Source organism: Micromonospora sp. NPDC050187, assembly GCF_044459745.1.
GTDB lineage: Bacteria > Actinomycetota > Actinomycetes > Mycobacteriales > Micromonosporaceae > Micromonospora.
The window spans coordinates 53,458-69,405 of sequence record NZ_JBITJH010000002.1 but is presented as its reverse complement, the minus strand read 5'-3'; the positions used below and the strand labels follow the sequence as shown (position 1 = coordinate 69,405).

12 protein-coding genes are annotated in these 15,948 nt (G+C 75.7%); 5 read left to right on the top strand and 7 right to left on the bottom strand.

What is annotated here, in order from left to right:
• Positions 1–12: 12 nt before the first annotated feature.
• The gene (locus ACIBJE_RS03555) at positions 13–1,080 is read right to left on the bottom strand and encodes a MerR family transcriptional regulator (protein WP_396742374.1); all 1,068 of its coding nucleotides are present in this window, start codon (positions 1,078–1,080) and stop codon (positions 13–15) included.
• Positions 1,081–1,300: 220 nt separating this feature from the next.
• Between ACIBJE_RS03555 and ACIBJE_RS03550 the strand changes: the two genes are divergently transcribed.
• The gene (locus ACIBJE_RS03550; RefSeq protein WP_396742373.1) at positions 1,301–1,726 is read left to right on the top strand and encodes an Hsp20/alpha crystallin family protein; all 426 of its coding nucleotides are present in this window, start codon (positions 1,301–1,303) and stop codon (positions 1,724–1,726) included.
• A gap of 171 nt (positions 1,727–1,897) precedes the next feature.
• Here the strand turns inward: ACIBJE_RS03550 and ACIBJE_RS03545 are convergent, their stop codons facing one another.
• Positions 1,898–3,079 carry a nucleotide disphospho-sugar-binding domain-containing protein gene (locus tag ACIBJE_RS03545; RefSeq protein WP_396742372.1) on the bottom strand — a complete coding sequence of 394 codons (1,182 nt, stop codon included), beginning with the start codon at positions 3,077–3,079 and terminating at the stop codon, positions 1,898–1,900.
• A 166-nt stretch (positions 3,080–3,245) separates the two neighbouring features.
• Between ACIBJE_RS03545 and ACIBJE_RS03540 the strand changes: the two genes are divergently transcribed.
• From ACIBJE_RS03540 to ACIBJE_RS03530, 3 genes are all read left to right on the top strand, one after another.
• The gene (locus ACIBJE_RS03540; protein ID WP_396742370.1) at positions 3,246–4,085 is read left to right on the top strand and encodes an LLM class flavin-dependent oxidoreductase; all 840 of its coding nucleotides are present in this window, start codon (positions 3,246–3,248) and stop codon (positions 4,083–4,085) included.
• On the top strand, positions 4,082–4,780 hold the full coding sequence (locus ACIBJE_RS03535) for an SDR family NAD(P)-dependent oxidoreductase (RefSeq protein WP_396742368.1): 699 nt from the start codon (positions 4,082–4,084) through the stop codon (positions 4,778–4,780). Before ACIBJE_RS03540 ends, ACIBJE_RS03535 begins: the two co-directional genes overlap by 4 nt.
• A 246-nt stretch (positions 4,781–5,026) precedes the next feature.
• Complete coding sequence (locus ACIBJE_RS03530; RefSeq protein ID WP_396742366.1) at positions 5,027–6,028, top strand: tyrosine-type recombinase/integrase; 1,002 nt, start codon at positions 5,027–5,029, stop codon at positions 6,026–6,028.
• 7 nt (positions 6,029–6,035) lie between these two features.
• On the opposite strand, the gene ACIBJE_RS03525 is transcribed toward ACIBJE_RS03530, so the two are convergent.
• On the bottom strand, positions 6,036–7,739 hold the full coding sequence (locus ACIBJE_RS03525) for an acyl-CoA dehydrogenase family protein (protein ID WP_396742364.1): 1,704 nt from the start codon (positions 7,737–7,739) through the stop codon (positions 6,036–6,038).
• 115 nt (positions 7,740–7,854) lie between these two features.
• Between ACIBJE_RS03525 and ACIBJE_RS03520 the strand changes: the two genes are divergently transcribed.
• Complete coding sequence (locus tag ACIBJE_RS03520; RefSeq protein WP_396742362.1) at positions 7,855–8,310, top strand: hypothetical protein; 456 nt, start codon at positions 7,855–7,857, stop codon at positions 8,308–8,310.
• A gap of 21 nt (positions 8,311–8,331) precedes the next feature.
• Here ACIBJE_RS03520 and ACIBJE_RS03515 read toward each other — a convergent pair whose 3' ends face one another.
• The 4 genes from ACIBJE_RS03515 to ACIBJE_RS03500 are packed head-to-tail and all read right to left on the bottom strand — an operon-like array spanning position 8,332 to position 15,915.
• Positions 8,332–9,024, bottom strand: coding sequence for an ABC transporter ATP-binding protein (locus ACIBJE_RS03515; RefSeq protein ID WP_396742360.1), 693 nt, complete (start codon positions 9,022–9,024; stop codon positions 8,332–8,334).
• Entirely contained in the window at positions 9,021–9,992 is a 972-nt protein-coding gene (locus ACIBJE_RS03510) for an ABC transporter ATP-binding protein (RefSeq protein WP_396742358.1), read from the bottom strand. Before ACIBJE_RS03510 ends, ACIBJE_RS03515 begins: the two co-directional genes overlap by 4 nt.
• Positions 9,989–12,733: an ABC transporter permease gene (locus ACIBJE_RS03505; protein WP_396742356.1), complete on the bottom strand. Its 2,745-nt coding sequence runs from the start codon at positions 12,731–12,733 to the stop codon at positions 9,989–9,991. Before ACIBJE_RS03505 ends, ACIBJE_RS03510 begins: the two co-directional genes overlap by 4 nt.
• Positions 12,730–15,915, bottom strand: coding sequence for an FtsX-like permease family protein (locus tag ACIBJE_RS03500; protein WP_396742354.1), 3,186 nt, complete (start codon positions 15,913–15,915; stop codon positions 12,730–12,732). The genes ACIBJE_RS03505 and ACIBJE_RS03500 overlap by 4 nt, the downstream gene beginning before the upstream one ends.
• Positions 15,916–15,948 lie beyond the last annotated feature (33 nt).

The following is a 15,948-nucleotide window of genomic DNA, read 5'->3' as shown; positions in this document are numbered from 1 at the left end:
GGCCGACGCGGTTCAGGTCGCGACGACGTCGGCGACGACGCAGGCGATGTTGTCCGGTGCGCCACGGGTATGGGCGAGGTCGATCAACCGTCGCACGGTCCGCTCCGGGGTGTCGGGGTCCTGCAGCGCGGCGTGCAGGGCCGCCTGGTCCACCACGGCGGACAGGCCGTCGGAGCAGAGCAGGTAGCGGTCGCCGGGCAGGGCGGTACGCAGGGCCAGGTCCGCCTCGACGTCGTGTCCGGCGCCGAGGGCGCGGACCAGCAGTGCCCGCCGGGGGTGCGTCGCTGCCGCGTCCGGGCCGAGCCGGCCCTGGTCGACCTGGGTCTGCACCCAGGTGTGGTCCTGGGTGAGGCGGAACAGGTCCCCGCCGCGCAGCAGGTACGCCCGGGTGTCGCCGACGTGCACCACGGCCAGCCGGGATCCGTGGCGCAGCAGCGCGGTCAGGGTGGTGACCGGCTGGTGGTCGGCGGTTCCCGCGTCCCGGACGAGGCGGTGCGCGTCGGCGACCGCCCCGGCGAGCAGGGTCAGCAGGTCGGCGGCGGGCGCGTCGGTCAGCTCCAGCGGTTTGAGGGCGTCGATGGCGGCGGCGCTGGCCGCGGCGCCGCCGGGGCCGCGCATGCCGTCGGCGACGGCGAGCAGCCGGTCACCGGCGTACGCGGCGTCCTCGTTGCTGTCCCGTACGGCGCCGGGGTCGCATCCGGCGGCGCAGCGGACGGCGATGGTGGGCGTCGGGTCGGACATGGTGGTGCCCCTTCCGGAGAGGTCCTGGACGAGGAGGGCAGCCAGTCGGGCGCGGGTGGCCGTGTCGGCGGTGACCTGCCGCCAGTACGCGGTGACGGCCTCGGCCGCCGCGCTGCCGTCGAGTCCGCACACGGTGCGGATGTCGGCCAGCGGCATGCCGATGCGCCGTAACCGGGCGATGAGCCGGGCCCGGTCGAGTTGCGCCGGATCGTAGAGCCGGTAGCCGGACTCGGCGTGCACCGCCGCCGGTGGCAGCAGGCCCAGTTCGTCGTACAGGCGTAACGCCTTCTGCGTCAGCCGTGCCGCCCGGGCGAACGCCCCGATGGTCAGCAGCCCCACGTCGCCATCCTCCTCGGGCCGGTCCGGGTGACCGGCACGGACCAGCCTGGGGTCTGACCGAGGGGGAGGGTCAACGCCCCGGTGGGTGGCCACGGCGGACGGGCGGCGTGGTGGCCGGTCCGACTTGACGACCGCGCGGGGGCGCGCTATCAAAGAGGGGAAGTTGAGTCACCCGGACTCAACTCGGAACCTTCGGCCAGGAGAACCGAGGAGGCACACCATGCTCATGCGTACCGACCCGTTCCGGGAGATCGACCGGCTCGCCGACCAGGTCTTCGGCACCACCACCCGTCCGGCGGTGATGCATCTCGACGCCTACCGCGACGGCGACTACTTCTACGCCGCCTTCGACCTGCCGGGCGTCGACCCGGACAGCATCGACTGCACGGTGGAGCGCAACGTGCTCACCGTGCGGGCTGAGCGCCGTCGCCCCGTCGGCGACAAGGTCGAACTCGTGGCCGCCGAGCGCCCGATGGGGATCTTCACCCGGCGGCTGTTCCTCGGCGACACCCTCGACACCGACAAGCTGGAGGCCGGCTACGACAACGGGGTCCTCACCCTGCGGATCCCGGTGGCCGAGCGGGCCAAGCCGCGCCGGGTCGCCATCCTGACCAACGGCAACGGGCGCAAGGAGATCGACGCCTGAACGGCGGTGCCACGGGCGGCTCGGATCTGACCCCCGCCGATCGGACCAGGCCCCGGGGACTCCTCCGCAGCCCGGGGCCTGGTCCGACTGGTCTGCCGGTGCCGGGCCGGTTGGTGCCGGCTGCGGTGGCAGGCGCTTGTCCGGCTGGTCGGCGCCGGTGGGGCCGGGGAGTCACGAAGCGTGCTTCTCCAGTATCGGAACGACCTCGGCGGGCAGCGGCTTCTCCTCGATCTGGCCGCGTAGCCTCTCGGCGGCGGTGCGGTACCCGGGCGTGTCCAGCACGTCCTGTAGCGCCGCGACGACGGTGCCGTCGGCGATCTCCTCGGCGGTCAGCACCCGACCCGCGCCGGAGGCGGCCAACTGGCGGGAGTTGAAGCGGTGGTCCGGGAGCATCGGGGCCACCACGAGCTGCGGCAGGCCGTGCGACAAACCGTTGAGGATGGTACCCACGCCGCCGTGGGAGATCACCGCGGAGCAGCCGGGCAGCACGTGCTGGATCGGCGCCGACTCGGCGACGATCACGCCCTCGGGCACCGACGCCAGCAGGTCGGCACGCTGGTGGGCGGCCACGACGGCGAGGACTTCGACGCCGGTGGCGGCGATCCTGGTGATGACCCGGCCCATCAGGGAGCGGGCCGGGTCGAGGCGGCCGATCGTGGTGCCCCAGCTGACGCAGACCCTCGGACGCGTGGGCGCGGGAAGGGCGGGCGGCAGGACGCCGTAGTCGTTGTAGGGCAGGTAGCGGATGTCCTGGCGGTGCGGCGCCGGGTTGGCGACCTGCATGCCCGTCGGGCAGTGATCCAGCGTCAGGCCCTCCCGCGGCCGGATGTCGCGTAGACCGAAGCGCTCGGCGATGGGCGCCAGCACCTCAACCTCCACGTCGGACACGCCCTGCATGGCGGCCACCTCGGACATGATGTCCGCGCCCCAGGGGAAGCGCACCAGCGGCGCGTCCACGGCCTTGGCGGCCAGCGCGCCGACGAACGCGGTGGGGTCGGCGATCACCAGGTCCGGCCGCCAGTCGCGGGCCAGCGCGATGGTGTCCTCGGCCATCACGTCGGCCAGCTCGGCGAACATCCCGATCGCGCGCGGGGTCCTGCGGGGGCCGTCCGGGGCGGGCTTGCCCACGACGCCGTGACCCGCGGGCGGATTGACGAAGGTGCGGAAGGCCGCCTCCATGTCCAGGTCGCGGCCGACCGGGACGAACGGCATTCCGGAGCCGGTGACCACGTCGGCCAGCCCCGGCTGGCTCGCCACCCGCACCTCGTGCCCGGCGGAGCGCAAGGCCCAGGCGAGCGGGACCAGCGGGTAGTAGTGCGTGGGCCACGCCCAGCTTGTGATGAGCACTCGCATGTCCGGGGACGTTAGGCAGGCGCGGTGGTGGGCCGCTCGAACCCGCGTCCATTCACGCATCTTCGAGCCGCGCTGTAGTCGCCCGGTGTTGCATCTTGCCGGACGGGTACGCGAGCCACAGAAGGGGACCTGAGCGGATATGGACGTAGGTGTTGGGCTTCCGTCGATGGTTCCGGAGACGACCGGGGACCAGCTCGTGGAGTGGGCCAGAAGGGCCGACGAGCTCGGCTTCTCCACCCTCGGTGCGCTGGACCGGCTCGTGTACGGCAACTACGATCCGCTGGTCGCGCTCGCCGCCGCGGCCGCGGTCACCAAGCGGATCAGGCTCGCGACCACCATCATGATCGCCCCGTACCGGGCCGACGTGGCGGTGGTGGCCAAGCAGGCCGCCTCCATCGACAAGCTTTCCGGCGGGCGGCTGGTGTTGGGCATGTCCGCGGGCGGTCGCTCCGACGACTTCGAGGTCAACGGCACCTCGTACGACCGCCGCGGTCGCGCGCTGGACGCCATGGTGAAGCGGATGCGCGCCATCTGGGCGGGCGAGCACGACGGGCTCGACCACCCGATCGGCCCGACGCCGGTGAGCGGTCCACGGCTGGCCTTCGGCGGCCACTCCGAGTACGCGGTGCGTCGCGCGGGCCGCTGGGGCTGGGGCTGGGTCGCGAGCGGCTCCTCGCCGGCCGGCCTGGAGCGCCTGCTGGAGTTCGCCCGGGAGACCTGGGCCGCGCAGGGTGTGACCACCGAGCCGCGGAAGCTGGTCATCCACTACTACGCGCTCGGCGACGACGCCGAGGTGCACGTCAACCGGTTCCTGCAGGACTACTACGCGTACCTCGGGCCGCAGTTCGCCGGGAAGATCGCGGCGGGCGCGCTGAAGACCGAGTCCGAGGTCGCCGACACCATCGCGCGCTATGCGGCGGCGGGTTGCGACGAGCTGATCCTCATTCCGTGCAACCCCGACCCGGAGCAGGTGGACCTGCTGGCCAAGGTGCGGGGGACGGCATGACCGGGCAGCGTACCGCCCTGGTCACCGGGGCCACCGGCGGGCTGGGCGCCGCCGTCGCGGCGCGGCTGGGCGAGCTGGGCCACCGGGTCGTGCTGGCGGGCCGGGACGGCGATGCCGCGGCGGCCATCGCCAAGGACCTCGCCGAGCGGACGGACGCGACGACCGACTGGGTCGGCCTCGACGTCACCGACCCCGCGTCGGTGGACGCCGCGCGCGACGCGGTCGGTGCCGTGGACATCCTGGTCAACAGCGCCGGTGTGCTGGTGGACGCCGGGCACGCCGCGGCGACCGTGCCGTTGGAGTTGGTGGAACAGACCCTGGCGGTGAACACCCTCGGCGCCTGGCGGGTCTCGCAGGCGTTCCTGCCCGGGATGATCGAGCGGCGGTGGGGCCGGATCGTGAACATCTCCAGCGGCACCGCCTCCTTCACCCACGGGATCTTCGGTGCCGCGCCCGCGTACTCCCTGTCCAAGGTCGCGCTCAACGCGCTCACCGTGCTGCTGGCCGGGTCCGCCAAGGACTCCGGGGTGCTGGTGAACGCGGTCAACCCCGGCCGGGTGCGCACGCGCATGCAGCCCACCGCCCAGCGGACGCCCGACGAGGCGGCCGAGGGCATCGTGTGGGCCGCGACCCTGCCCGACGACGGTCCCAGCGGCTGCTTCCTCCGTGGGGACCGCGAGGTCATGGGGTGGTGACTGCTGCCGGCCCGGCGAAGGCGGCCGGGGGGGGGTGAGGTGTCCTCGAGTGGCGGCGCGTTCAGTGCGTAGCCGCTGGTCGACGGGGTCGCGGAAGCCGTAGGCCGCGCGGATGCGCGCGGACATCCGCCGGTGACGGCTGGCCGACGGGCGGTTGGGCGGGTGCCCACCGTTCCGGCACGGTGGCGGCCGACGGGCCGGGCGCGCCGCGTCGCGCTCCCGGCCCGGACCTGAGAACCTTTCCCCATGCCGCCCTCCGACCTTCCGGTGCGCTCGAACACCGCGCAGACGCCCGCCCTGCCCGGCGGCCCGGTCGACTTCACCGAGGCGTGGCTCGCCAACCGGCGGTTGTCCGGGCACACCCGGGACGCCTACCGGCGCGACGTCGCCGGCTGGCTCACCTGGTGCGCCGGCCGCGACCTCGACCCGCTGCGGGCCACCTTCCTGCACGTCAACGCCTACGGCCGGGACCTGGAGTCGACCCTCGCCGCGCGGACCGGCCGCCCACTGACCCCGGCCACCGTCGCCCGGAAACTCTCCGCGCTGTCCAGCTGGTACGACTTCCTGGTCAAGCTGCGTGCCGTCGACGCCAACCCGGTGTCCGGCGCCGACCGGCCCCAGGTCGACCGGGACCACTCGGCCACGGTCGGCCTCACCCCCCGGGAGGTCGACGCGCTGCTCGCCGCCGCGGAGGCCGACACCGGTCCCACCGGCGTCCGGAACCGGGCCGTGGTGGCGCTCCTGGCCGACCTCGGACTACGGGTCGGGGAACTGGTGTCGCTGAACCTCGACGACCTCGGCGTGGAACGCGGTCACCGCAGCGTCCGGTTCGTCGGCAAGGGCGGCCGTTCCCGGCGGCGGGCGCTGACCCCGGGCACCGCGTACGCCGTGGACGCGTACCTGGCGGCGCGCGCGCAGGCGCAGGGCGTGCCGGTGCACGAGCTGACCGGGCCGCTGCTGGTGACCGCCACCGGTGGCCGGCTCGACCGGCACTCGGTGTTCCGCCTCGTGCGCCGCCTGGCCCGGGACGCCGGGATCCCCGCCTGGGCGAAACTGTCCCCGCACTCGCTGCGGCACTCGTTCGCGACCACCGCCCGCGCCGAGGGTGTCCCTCTCGAGGACGTGCAGGACGCGATGGGTCACGCCGACCCACGCACCACCCGCCGCTACGACCGGGACCGGCACAACCTCGACCGGGACCCGGCGTACGTGATCTGGGCCGCCCGGTCCCGGCGGTCCCCCGGCTGACCGGCTGTCAGCAGAGCAGGTCCAGGTGCTGGTGGGCGTCCAGGGCGATCTCCTCGTGCCGCAGCCAGCGCCGGGCCCACAGCCGGGCCGCCACGTCGGCGGCCTCGTCACCCCAGGCGGCGTGCTCCACCAGCAGCGCCGCCGTCAGGGCGTACGCGGCACGCAACGCCACCGCGCGGGCCCCGGCGACCGCCTCCACCCCACCCGGGTCGGCGGTGACCGCGACGAAGGTGTCCCGCAGTTCCTCGGTGACCGCCGTCAGGGTGTGTGCCAGGGCGGGGGACAGGCCGCGGGCGGTGTCGGCGGCGGCGGCGAGGCGGCGCAGCAGCGGCCGGGCGGCGTCCTCCCGGGTCACCGCGCGCAGCACGTCCAGGGCGAGCACGTTGGTGGTGCCCTCCCAGATCGGCAGGACCTGCGCGTCACGCAGCAGCCGGGGCACGCCGGTGTCCTCCACGTAGCCGGCCCCGCCGAACGCCTCCACGTACTCGCTGGCGCAGGCGACCGCGAGCCGCCCGGTGGCCAGCTTCGCCAGCGGCGCGACCACCCGCAGTTCGGCGGCGGCGTCCGGGTCGGAGCCGACCTCCACCCGTCCGAACAGCGCGAACGCGTGCCCGGCCAGGACGAACGCGCCGGCCGTGTCCACGCCGAGGGTGCCGAGGGTGGCCCGGTGCAGCGGCGAGTCGACCAGCCGGCCCCCGGCGACCTGCCGGACGTCGGCGTAGGCCCGCGCGTGCGCCAGGCCCCGACGCATCCCGGACACGGCGGCGGCGGCGTTGTGCAGCCGGGTGACCACCACCAGGGTCATCGCCCGGACCAGGCCGGGCTGCGCCGGGTCGCCCAGCGGCAGCGCGTACGCCTCCCGCAGGCCAACCTCGGCGGTGGGCAACGCCCGGGTGCCGAGCTTGTCCTTGAGCCGGTGGATCCGCACCCCCGGCGCGCACGCGGTCGGGTCGCCGCCGTCAGCGAGGGGTGAGTCGGCGGCGTAGCGGGGCACCAGGAACGGGGCGAGGACCCGGCTGCCCGGGCCGGCACCCTCGGGCCGGGCCAGGGCCACCGCCATCGCCGAGTCCACCGCCGAGCAGAACCACTTCTCGCCGGTCAACCGCCACGAGCCGTCCCCGGCGGGGCGGGCCACCGTATCAGAACGGGACAGGTCCGAACCGCCCTGCGCCTCGGTCATCCACTGGCCGCTGGTCACCGCCACGTCCGGATCGGTGGCGGTGAGCCGGGGCAGCCACGCGTCCCGCACGCTGGCGTCGACCTCCGGGCGGGACAGCAGCGCCGCCGCACCGTCGGCCATCGCCACCGGGCAGGAGAACGTCGCCGACTCGGCCCCGTACAGGTGCAGCAGGGCGTGCTGGACGACCCGGGCCGCCGCGCCCCACTCGCCGCGTGCCGAGTCCAGGTAGGGCAGGGCGACCACGGCGTGCCGGGCGGCGGCGGCCCGCTGCGCCCGCCAGCCGGCGGAGGTGTCGACCCGGTCGATCCGGGCACCCCACGGGTCGTAGCGGACCAGGGTGGGTGGGTGTGCCTCGGCGTCGGCGTGCGCGGCGCGCAGCGGCCCGGTCACGTCGGCGGCCAGCTCCGTCAGGCGGCCTTCGGCGGCGGCGTGCCCGGCCGGGCCGAGCTGCCGCTCCAGCCACGACCGCAGCAGCGGGTCACCGGTGTACGGGTCGGCGGGGGCGGGCACCGGCTGCACGAAACGGGCCATGCGTCACTCCTGGCGAGGGGGAACAGGGGTTCCGTCGACGGTAGACGATCCCTGCGGGCCGCGACAGACGCGAGTTCCTGCGCGGTGGGTGTCGGATTCTCTACCGTTGGTCATCATGGCCTCGGCGCAGTGGTCCCGCCCGCACCGGCCCCACCGGCCGGTGCGGGCCGGGCTGGTGGTGGGCGGCGCCGTGCTGGGCCTGTGCTGCGTCGGGGCAGCCGGGCTGGGGGCGTGGAACGTGCAGGCGGTACGGCAGGCGGACGCCCCGGTCCGCGAGACCGCCGAGGCGTTCCTCACGGAGGTGGCCGCCGGTGACGCCGACCGCGCCTACCGGCGGCTCTGCGCGCCGGCGCGGACGCGGTGGAGTCCGGTCGGGTTCGCGGCCTGGGTGCGTACCCCGCCGGTGGTGACCGGACACCAGGTCACCGACGTGTCGGTGAGCACCCGCGACGGCCAACCCACCGGCACGGTGACCGTGCGGCTCATCCGGGACGGGGGACGCACCGAGCAGCGGGACCTGCCGGTGGTGCGGGAGAACGACGACTGGCGGATCTGCGGCGACCCGTTCTGACCCGACGGGGCCGCCGCCGGGTCAGGCCGGCACCCGGTCGTCGACCCGCCGGCCGTCGCGCAGCGTCACCACCCGGTCGGCGACCTCCACCAGCGCCGGGTCGTGTGTGGCCACCAGGGCGGTCATGCCCCGGGCCCGGACCAGCGCCCGCAGCAGGTCCATCACCGCCTGACCGGTCTCCGAGTCCAACTGTCCGGTCGGTTCGTCGGCGATCAGCAGCGCCGGGTCGTTGGCCAGGGCCCGCGCCAGGGCCACCCGCTGCTGCTGGCCGCCGGACAGCTCGTACGGGCGTTGCCGGGCGTGTCCGCCGAGGCCGACCAGTTCCAGCAGCACCGCCACCCGCTGTTCCCGTTCGGCGGCGGGCACCTTCGCCAACCGCAGCGGCAGGCCCACGTTCTCCGCAGCCGACAGGATCGGGATCAGCCCGAACGACTGGAACACGAAGCCGATGGTGTCGCGGCGCAACGTCAGCAGTTCCCGACGGTTCGCGGCGGTCACGTCCCGTCCGGCCACCCGGATCCGCCCGGTGGTGGGCCGGTCGAGGCCGCCGACCAGGTTGAGCAGGGTCGTCTTGCCGGAACCCGAACGGCCCCGCACGGCCACCAGTTCACCCCGGCCGGCGGTGAACGACACGTCCCGCAGGGCGTGCACCGCCGGCCCGGCGCCGGGGAACTCCCGACCGACGCCCTCGACGGTGACCAGGTCCTCGCTCACGGCTGCTCCTTCTGTTCGCTGCCCGGGTGCACCTGCACGTGGTCGGGTTCCAGGGTGAGCCGGACCCGGTCGCGCAGGTCGAGGGCGTCGACGAACGCGGCGGGCAGTTGCATCCGGCCGGTGCGGTCGAGCACCGCGTACTCCTCGGTGACCAGTTCCTCGACGCCGTCGGCGCCCAGCCGTGCGGAACGGCGTACCTCGCTGGCGGTGCGGCCGTCGCGGATCGCGACGGTCCGGCGGACCTGGGTGGCGACGGCGTGGTCGTGGGTGACCACCACGACGGTGACGCCCAGTTCGGCGTTGATGGTGCGCAGCGCCCCGAACACCTGCGCGGCGGTGCTCTCGTCGAGTTCGCCGGTCGGTTCGTCGGCGAAGAGCACCTCCGGGTCGTTGGCGACCGCCACCGCGACCGCGCAGCGTTGCTGCTCGCCGCCGCTCATCCCGGCCGGTCGCCGGTCGGCGCAGTGGCCCACCCCGACCATGTCCAGCAGGTCCGCCGCCCGACGTCGGGCGGCACGGCCCCGCCGGCCGGCCAGCCGCATCGGCAACGCGACGTTCTCCACCGCACTCAGGTACGGCAGCAGGTTCCGGGCGGTCTGCTGCCACACGAATCCGACGGTCTGCCGGCGGTAGGCCAGGCGTTTGCGCGCCGACATGGTCAGCAGGTCGTATCCGGCGACCCGGGCGATCCCGGCGGTGGGCACGTCCAGCCCGGAGAGGATGTTCAGCACCGTCGACTTGCCGGAGCCGGACGCGCCGACGATGGCGACCAGCTCACCCCGGTCGACGACCAGGTCGAGGCCCTGCAACGCGACGACCTCCACCCCGTCGGTCTTGAAGATGCGCACCAGTCCGTCGCAGACGATGTGACCGCGCAGCCGGTCGGCGCCCCCGGCGCGGGCAGCGGCCCGGTCGGCGGCCCGCTGCTGCAACGACACCAGGTCCGGCACGGTGTTAACGGCGGTCACGGGTTCTCCTCTCCCAGCCGGAGCGTCTCGGCGGGACGCGTCCGTCGGTTCACCAGAATCTCCACGCCCAGCCCGGCGGCCAGGCCCACCGCGACCAGCCCGAGCACCACGCCGACGACCAGCGGGTCCAGGTACCAGCCGGCGGTGACACCGGGGGTGAAGGCGGACAGCCCGAGCGCCGGGCCGAGCAGCCCCGGCAGGGCCACCCCGACAGCCGCGCCGACCAGCGCGGCGACCCCCACCAGCGGCACGAGTTCGGACATCAGCAGCCGGCGGCCCTGCCCCTCGGAGAAGCCGAGGGTCCGCAGCCGGGACAGCATCCGGGTGCGGGACCGCGAATCGGCGAGCACCGCGAACCCGACGGCGAGAACGGCCAGCGCGCTGCCGCCGACCGCGCCGACGGTGAACGCCAGCACGAGCACGTCGTTGGCGCCGGTACGGTCCAGGCCGTCCCGGAAGGCGCTGCGGGTCAGCAGCTGCGCCGGCACCTCGGGTACGTCGACCTGGGTGCCCAGCACCGCCGCCTGCCACCGCCGTTGCCCGTCGTCGGCGGCCGCCAGCACCGCCGCCGGGTCGTGCCCGTCAGCGGCCAGCAGGAACCGGTTGGGGATGACCGGGGTGTGCGCGTACTCGGTCAACGCCTGCCAGGGCAGCACCACGAACCGGTCGGTGCCCAGGTCCACGCCGGGGAAGGTGTCCACGACCCCGGCCACCCGGAACGGGTACAGGCGGCTCTGCACGTCGGCGGCGGCGGTGTCGCCGAGAGCCTCGGCGACGTCGGGGGACACCACCGCCGGCACCGGTCCGTCGCCCCGCCTGGCGGCACGCAGCGCCTCCGGCACGTCCACGTCGACGCCGCTGACGGCGGCGACCCGGGCGAACGCGGGCGCGTCGACCACCATGACCCGGGCGGTGCCCAGGGTGCGGGCCTGCGGGTCGGTGCCGGACAGCAACGGCCGGTTCGAGTCGATGCGCACCGGGGCGACCGCCCGTACTCCGGGCAGCCCGGCGAGCCGGTCGGTGGTGTCGGGGGTGAACGCGTACCCGGTGAGCCAGGCGTCGGCGGGCACGCTCAGGTCGGCGGCGGTGTCCCGGGCCCGGCCGACGGTGTCGGTGACGACCGCGCTGAACACGCCGGTGCTGACCGCGACGACCAGCACCGCGAGCGGGCCGGTGGTCACCGGCGTGCCCCGGCCGGCGCGGGCCACGCCGAGGAACAGCAGCGCGCCCCGGGCCCGGGCGGCAGCCCGGTCGAGCAGCCGCAGCGGCCACGGCAGGGCCCGCAGGACGAGCAGGGCCACCGCGACGGCCAGCAGCACCGGCACCGCCGCGAGGTACCCGTCGACGCCGCCGCCGGCGTCCAGGCCGCGACGGCGCAGCAGCACCAGCCCGAGGACGGCCACCAGCAGCACGGTCACCTCGACGGTGAGGCGACGCGCCGACGGGCGGGCCCCGGCGAGGTCCTGCCGGCCGGCGACCACGGTGACGTGCCGCTGCCCGGCCATGGCGAACACCGGCACCGCGCCGGTGGTGACGGCGGCGATCAGCGGCAGAGCCCACCAGGTGCCGCCGTCGCGGCCGGGGACCAGCAGCGCGAGCAGCGTCCCGACGGTCACCGCGGCCGGTTGCAGCAGGGCCGCCTCGGCGAGGGTGTGCCGGCCGATGGTGGCCAACGACGCCCCCCGCGACCGCAGCAGGGCGAGTTCGGCGCGGCGGGTCTGCACGGCCACCCGGGCGGCGAGCAGGATCAGCCCGAACAGGCTGGCCAGCAGTCCGGCATGCACCACGGCCAGCAGGTTACGCACCGAGGTGAGCTGGTCGCCGAAGCGCACCAGGTGGGTGTCCAGGGAGGTCTGCACGGCCGCGCCGGGCAGCCACCGGGTGCGGCGGGCCGCGCCGACGGCGGCGGCGACCGGTTCGATCGTGGAGGAGTCGAGACGTTCGTGGTCGAACCGGTACCGCCAGGAGTGGGTGACGGGCAGCCCGGCGCGGCCGGCGGCGGCCAGGCCGGCGGGGTCGGTGACCGCGACGGCCACGAACGGGTCACCGTCGTTGACCGGCAGCAGCGGTTCCAGCGCCTGCGGCGTGGCCGCCCACAGCGGGTCGGCGGGGCGGACCGGCTGGAACACCCCAGTGACGAGCAGTTCGGCGGTGGCCCGGCCGGGTGCGGTGACGCCGAGGCGCACTCCGGGCCGCAGGGCGAGGGTGTCGGCGACGGCCTGCGACACGGCGACCTGCACCGGCTGGCCGGGGCCGTTGGAGGGCCACGTCCCCGCGGTCAGCCGGGTCGCCTCCGCCACGCCGGTCTGGGTGTGCAGGCCGAGCCGGACGGTGCCGCCCTCGGCGAGCGGACCGACGTCACCGGAGGTGATCACCTCGTCGGCGTCGACGGTGGCCGCCTGCCACCGCTGGTCGACCAGGTCGGGCAGGGGCGACGGCAGGGCGGCGCCGAAACGGTCCAACCCGCCGGCCGACCCGGCGGGCGCCGCCCCGTCGGCGCCGCCGCCCACCTCGATGGTCAGGTCACGCACCTGGTACGGCAGCGGGGCCAGGTCGGCGTGCATGCTCCGGTCGGCGAGGTCGTTGGTCAGTCGGGGCGCGCCGGTGACCAGTGCCGCGGCGACCAGGCCGAGCAGGGCGAGCAGGACGGCGGGACCGGCGACGGTCCGCAGTCGGGCGCCGGGTCCGCCGGTGCGTCGCCGCCGGCCGTCGGTCGATGGTGCGGTCACGGTGTCGGTCACCGGTCCTCCCCGCCGCGCAGGTGGCCGGCCTCGGAACCGCCGCTGTGCCGGGTCGCCGCGACGGTGGTGGCGGTGACGGCGAGCAGCAGCACGCAGGCGGCGGTGGCCAGCAGGGGCGGCCAGTCGATGAGCAGGGTGGGTGGGGGTGTCGGCCGGTCTGCCGACGGGGTGAGGATGACCAGTGGTGCCATGGTCGCGGCCACCGCGATGCCGACGGTCAGGCCGACGGCGACGCCGGTGCCGGCGAGGAACGCCTGTTCGGTGACCAGGGAGCGGGTGACGGTGCGGCGGGTCGCGCCGAGGGCCCGCAGGACGGCCAGTTCGGTGGCGCGGCGGCGGGCGGTGGCGTTGACGTCGACGGCGATGCCCACGGCGGCGAGCAGTACCGCGCCGAGGGCTGCGGCGAAGAGGGCGCCGCGCGCGCCGACACCGAACGGGTCACCGGCCAGGTCCCGGGCGGTCGCCTGCCGGTCGTGCACCTTGACGCCGGTCAGGGCGGCGGCTGCGGTGACCGCCTCGTCGTGCCGGTCGGCGGGTACCGACAGCCACCACTCCTGCGCCTCGCGGGTGAGGCCCCGGTCGTGGAAGATCCGGTCCCGCAGGGACGGCAGGTCGGCGACGACGGTGGCGGCGGCGGTGTCGCCGGGGAACGCGTCGACGGTGCCGACGACCCGGACGTCGACCTCGGCGGCGCCGAGGAACAGCCGGGTGTCGTCGCCGACGTCCAGTCGCAGCGCGGCCAGGGCCGGCGGGGTGACCAGCAGCGGCACCCGGCCGGTGGCCGGTCGGGTGACGGCCATGTGCACGGGGGAGTTGCCCCGGCCCCGGCGGCTATCGTCGTCGCGTGCCCATCGGGCGGTGAGGGTGTTTCCGGTGGCGGTCGCGGTGGCGCCGTCGCGGGGCGTGCCGCTGCTGTCGGCGGTGTGCCACGGTCCGCCGTCGGCCAGGTCGACGGGACGGCCGTCGACGCGCAGGTCGTCGAGGCGCCAGTCGAGGACCAGCCGGGCGGGACCGGTGGTGTCGACGGTGAAACCGGCCAGTCGGGCCGGGGTGGCAGGCAGGTCGACGGTGAAGTCGACGGGTCGTCCGTCGCGGCTGGCGCCCAGCGGCACCCGCCGGTGCGTGCCGGTGGGTTCGGTGAACACGGCGAAGGCGCGGACCGCCCCGGTGTCGGTGGTGACCGCACCGGTGAACTGGCCGGTCAGCCGGCGGGCCCCGGCCGGCAGCACGGTGTGGGGAGCGTCGACGCGGGCCTCGGTGAGCTGCGCGAAAGCGCTGGCGGGGGAACCGCCGGCCAGGTCGGGGCGCAGTCGTACGACACGGGCCGCAGTGTCGGCGTCGACGGCGACCAGCGACGCGGGTTGCCTGGTCGCGCCGAGGCTGAGGGTGGCCCGCCAGGCGGGCAGCGCGGCGGCCACGCCGGGCAGCCGGGTGAGCTGCGCGGCCCGGTCGTCGGGTGCGCTGCCGTCGGTCTCGGTCAGCCGCAGGTCGGCGCCGACCCGGTGGTCGGCCTGGTCGGTCAGGGACCGTCCGGTGGTGCCGGCCAACGACCAGGCCAGGGCGCTGACCGCGACGGCGAGGGCGACCAGCAGCACCGGGCCGGCGTGCGGGCGGCGGCCGGCCTGCCACACGCCGAGCATCGTCGCGGTCGCGCGGGTGCGGTCGACGTACCGTTCGGCCAGGCGGGTCAGGGGTGGCAGGAGCCGCAGGGCCAGGACGGCGCCGGCGAGGACCCCGATGGTGGGCGCGGCGGCGAGCAGCGGGTCGATGGCCAGGCCGTCGCCGGTGGTCCCGGACAGCGGCGACGAGTACGACCGCAGCTGGTACCAGCCGAGCACGGCCACGGCGACGAGGACGACGTCGACGCCGGCGCGTTGCACCGCGCCCCGGCGGCCGGGCCGGGACCGGGCGGCCAGGTCGGCGACATAGCTGTCGCCCCGGCGCAGGTTGGGACCGACCATGGCGAGGGCGCAGCCGGCGGCGACGAGCAGGCCGGCGGTCCAGGCGAGGGTGTCCAGGCGTGGTTGCAGACGCAGCGACACCTCGGCGAGCGCCGGTATCCGGCCGGCGTGTCGCAGCAGTTCGGTGGCCAGTGGTGGGGCCAGCAGCACGGCCGGGGCGACGACCAGCGCGGCTTCCCGGCCGGCCAGGCCGGCGATCTGCCAGCGGGCCGCGCCCCGGGCGCGCAGCAGCGCGGTCTCGGCGCGACGCTGCTCGGTGATCAGGGCGGCGACCAGCAGCAGCGTGTACCCGCCGAGCACCGCGACCAGGAGCATCGGGGTGACCAGGGCGGACCGGCCGACCAGGGCGGCGCGTTGGATCCGCTCGACCAGGTCACCGAGGGCGGTGGTGACGGTGCCGGAGTCACCGAGCCCGGCGGTGCCGGCCAGCCCGCCGGTGGCGGCGTCGGCGGCGTCGGCGAGCCGGTCGAGGTCACCGGTGCCGGTGGCCGCGTCGACGTCGGGGGTGATCAGCCAGCCGGCGGAGGCGTTGGTGAGGAAGTGGCGCAGGAAGTCGGCGCGGTCCACGGTCAGTGGCCCGTAGGTGGCGGTGCCGGGTTGCACGCCGGTGGTGGCCTCGGGGGCGAGCCGCCAGTACGGGTCGTCGGCGGCGCGGGGTCGCCACAGTCCGACGACGGTGAGGTCGGTGACCCGGCCGGTGAACCCGTCGGTGACCGGGATGCGGTCGCCGACGGTGACGCCGAGGGTGGCGGCGGCCGGTTCGGCGAGGGTGGTCTGCACGGGGCTGCCGCCGGCGGTCGGCCAGGTGCCGGCGGTCAGGTCGGCGTGCGCGGCGAGGTCGTCGAGGAACAGCAGGCTGGCGTAGACGGTGCCGCCGTCGTCGGCGACGGCCGCACCGACGTCACCGCGCAGTTGCCGGCCGGCGGCGTAGCCGGCCGCCTCGACGGTGCCGGGCCAGCCGTCGAGGACGTCGGCGGCGCCGGCGCGCAGCGCGCGGTCCCGTTCGGCGTGGGAGTCGGGGGTGCGGCCGGCCGCACCGCGAACCAGGATGGAGCGTTCCTCGACGGTGGCGGCGGCGAGGACCCCGCGCACCCCGGAGTCGACGACGTCGCGGTGGTAGCCGGCCAGGCCGGTGAGGGCGACCGTCGCCACCAGGGTGGCGCCCACCGCCGCCAGGAGCAGGCCCTTCGCCCCACGGGCCCGTCGAAGCGCCAGCCGCATGTGTGGTGTCCCCCGCGTCGCCGTGGCGGGGCG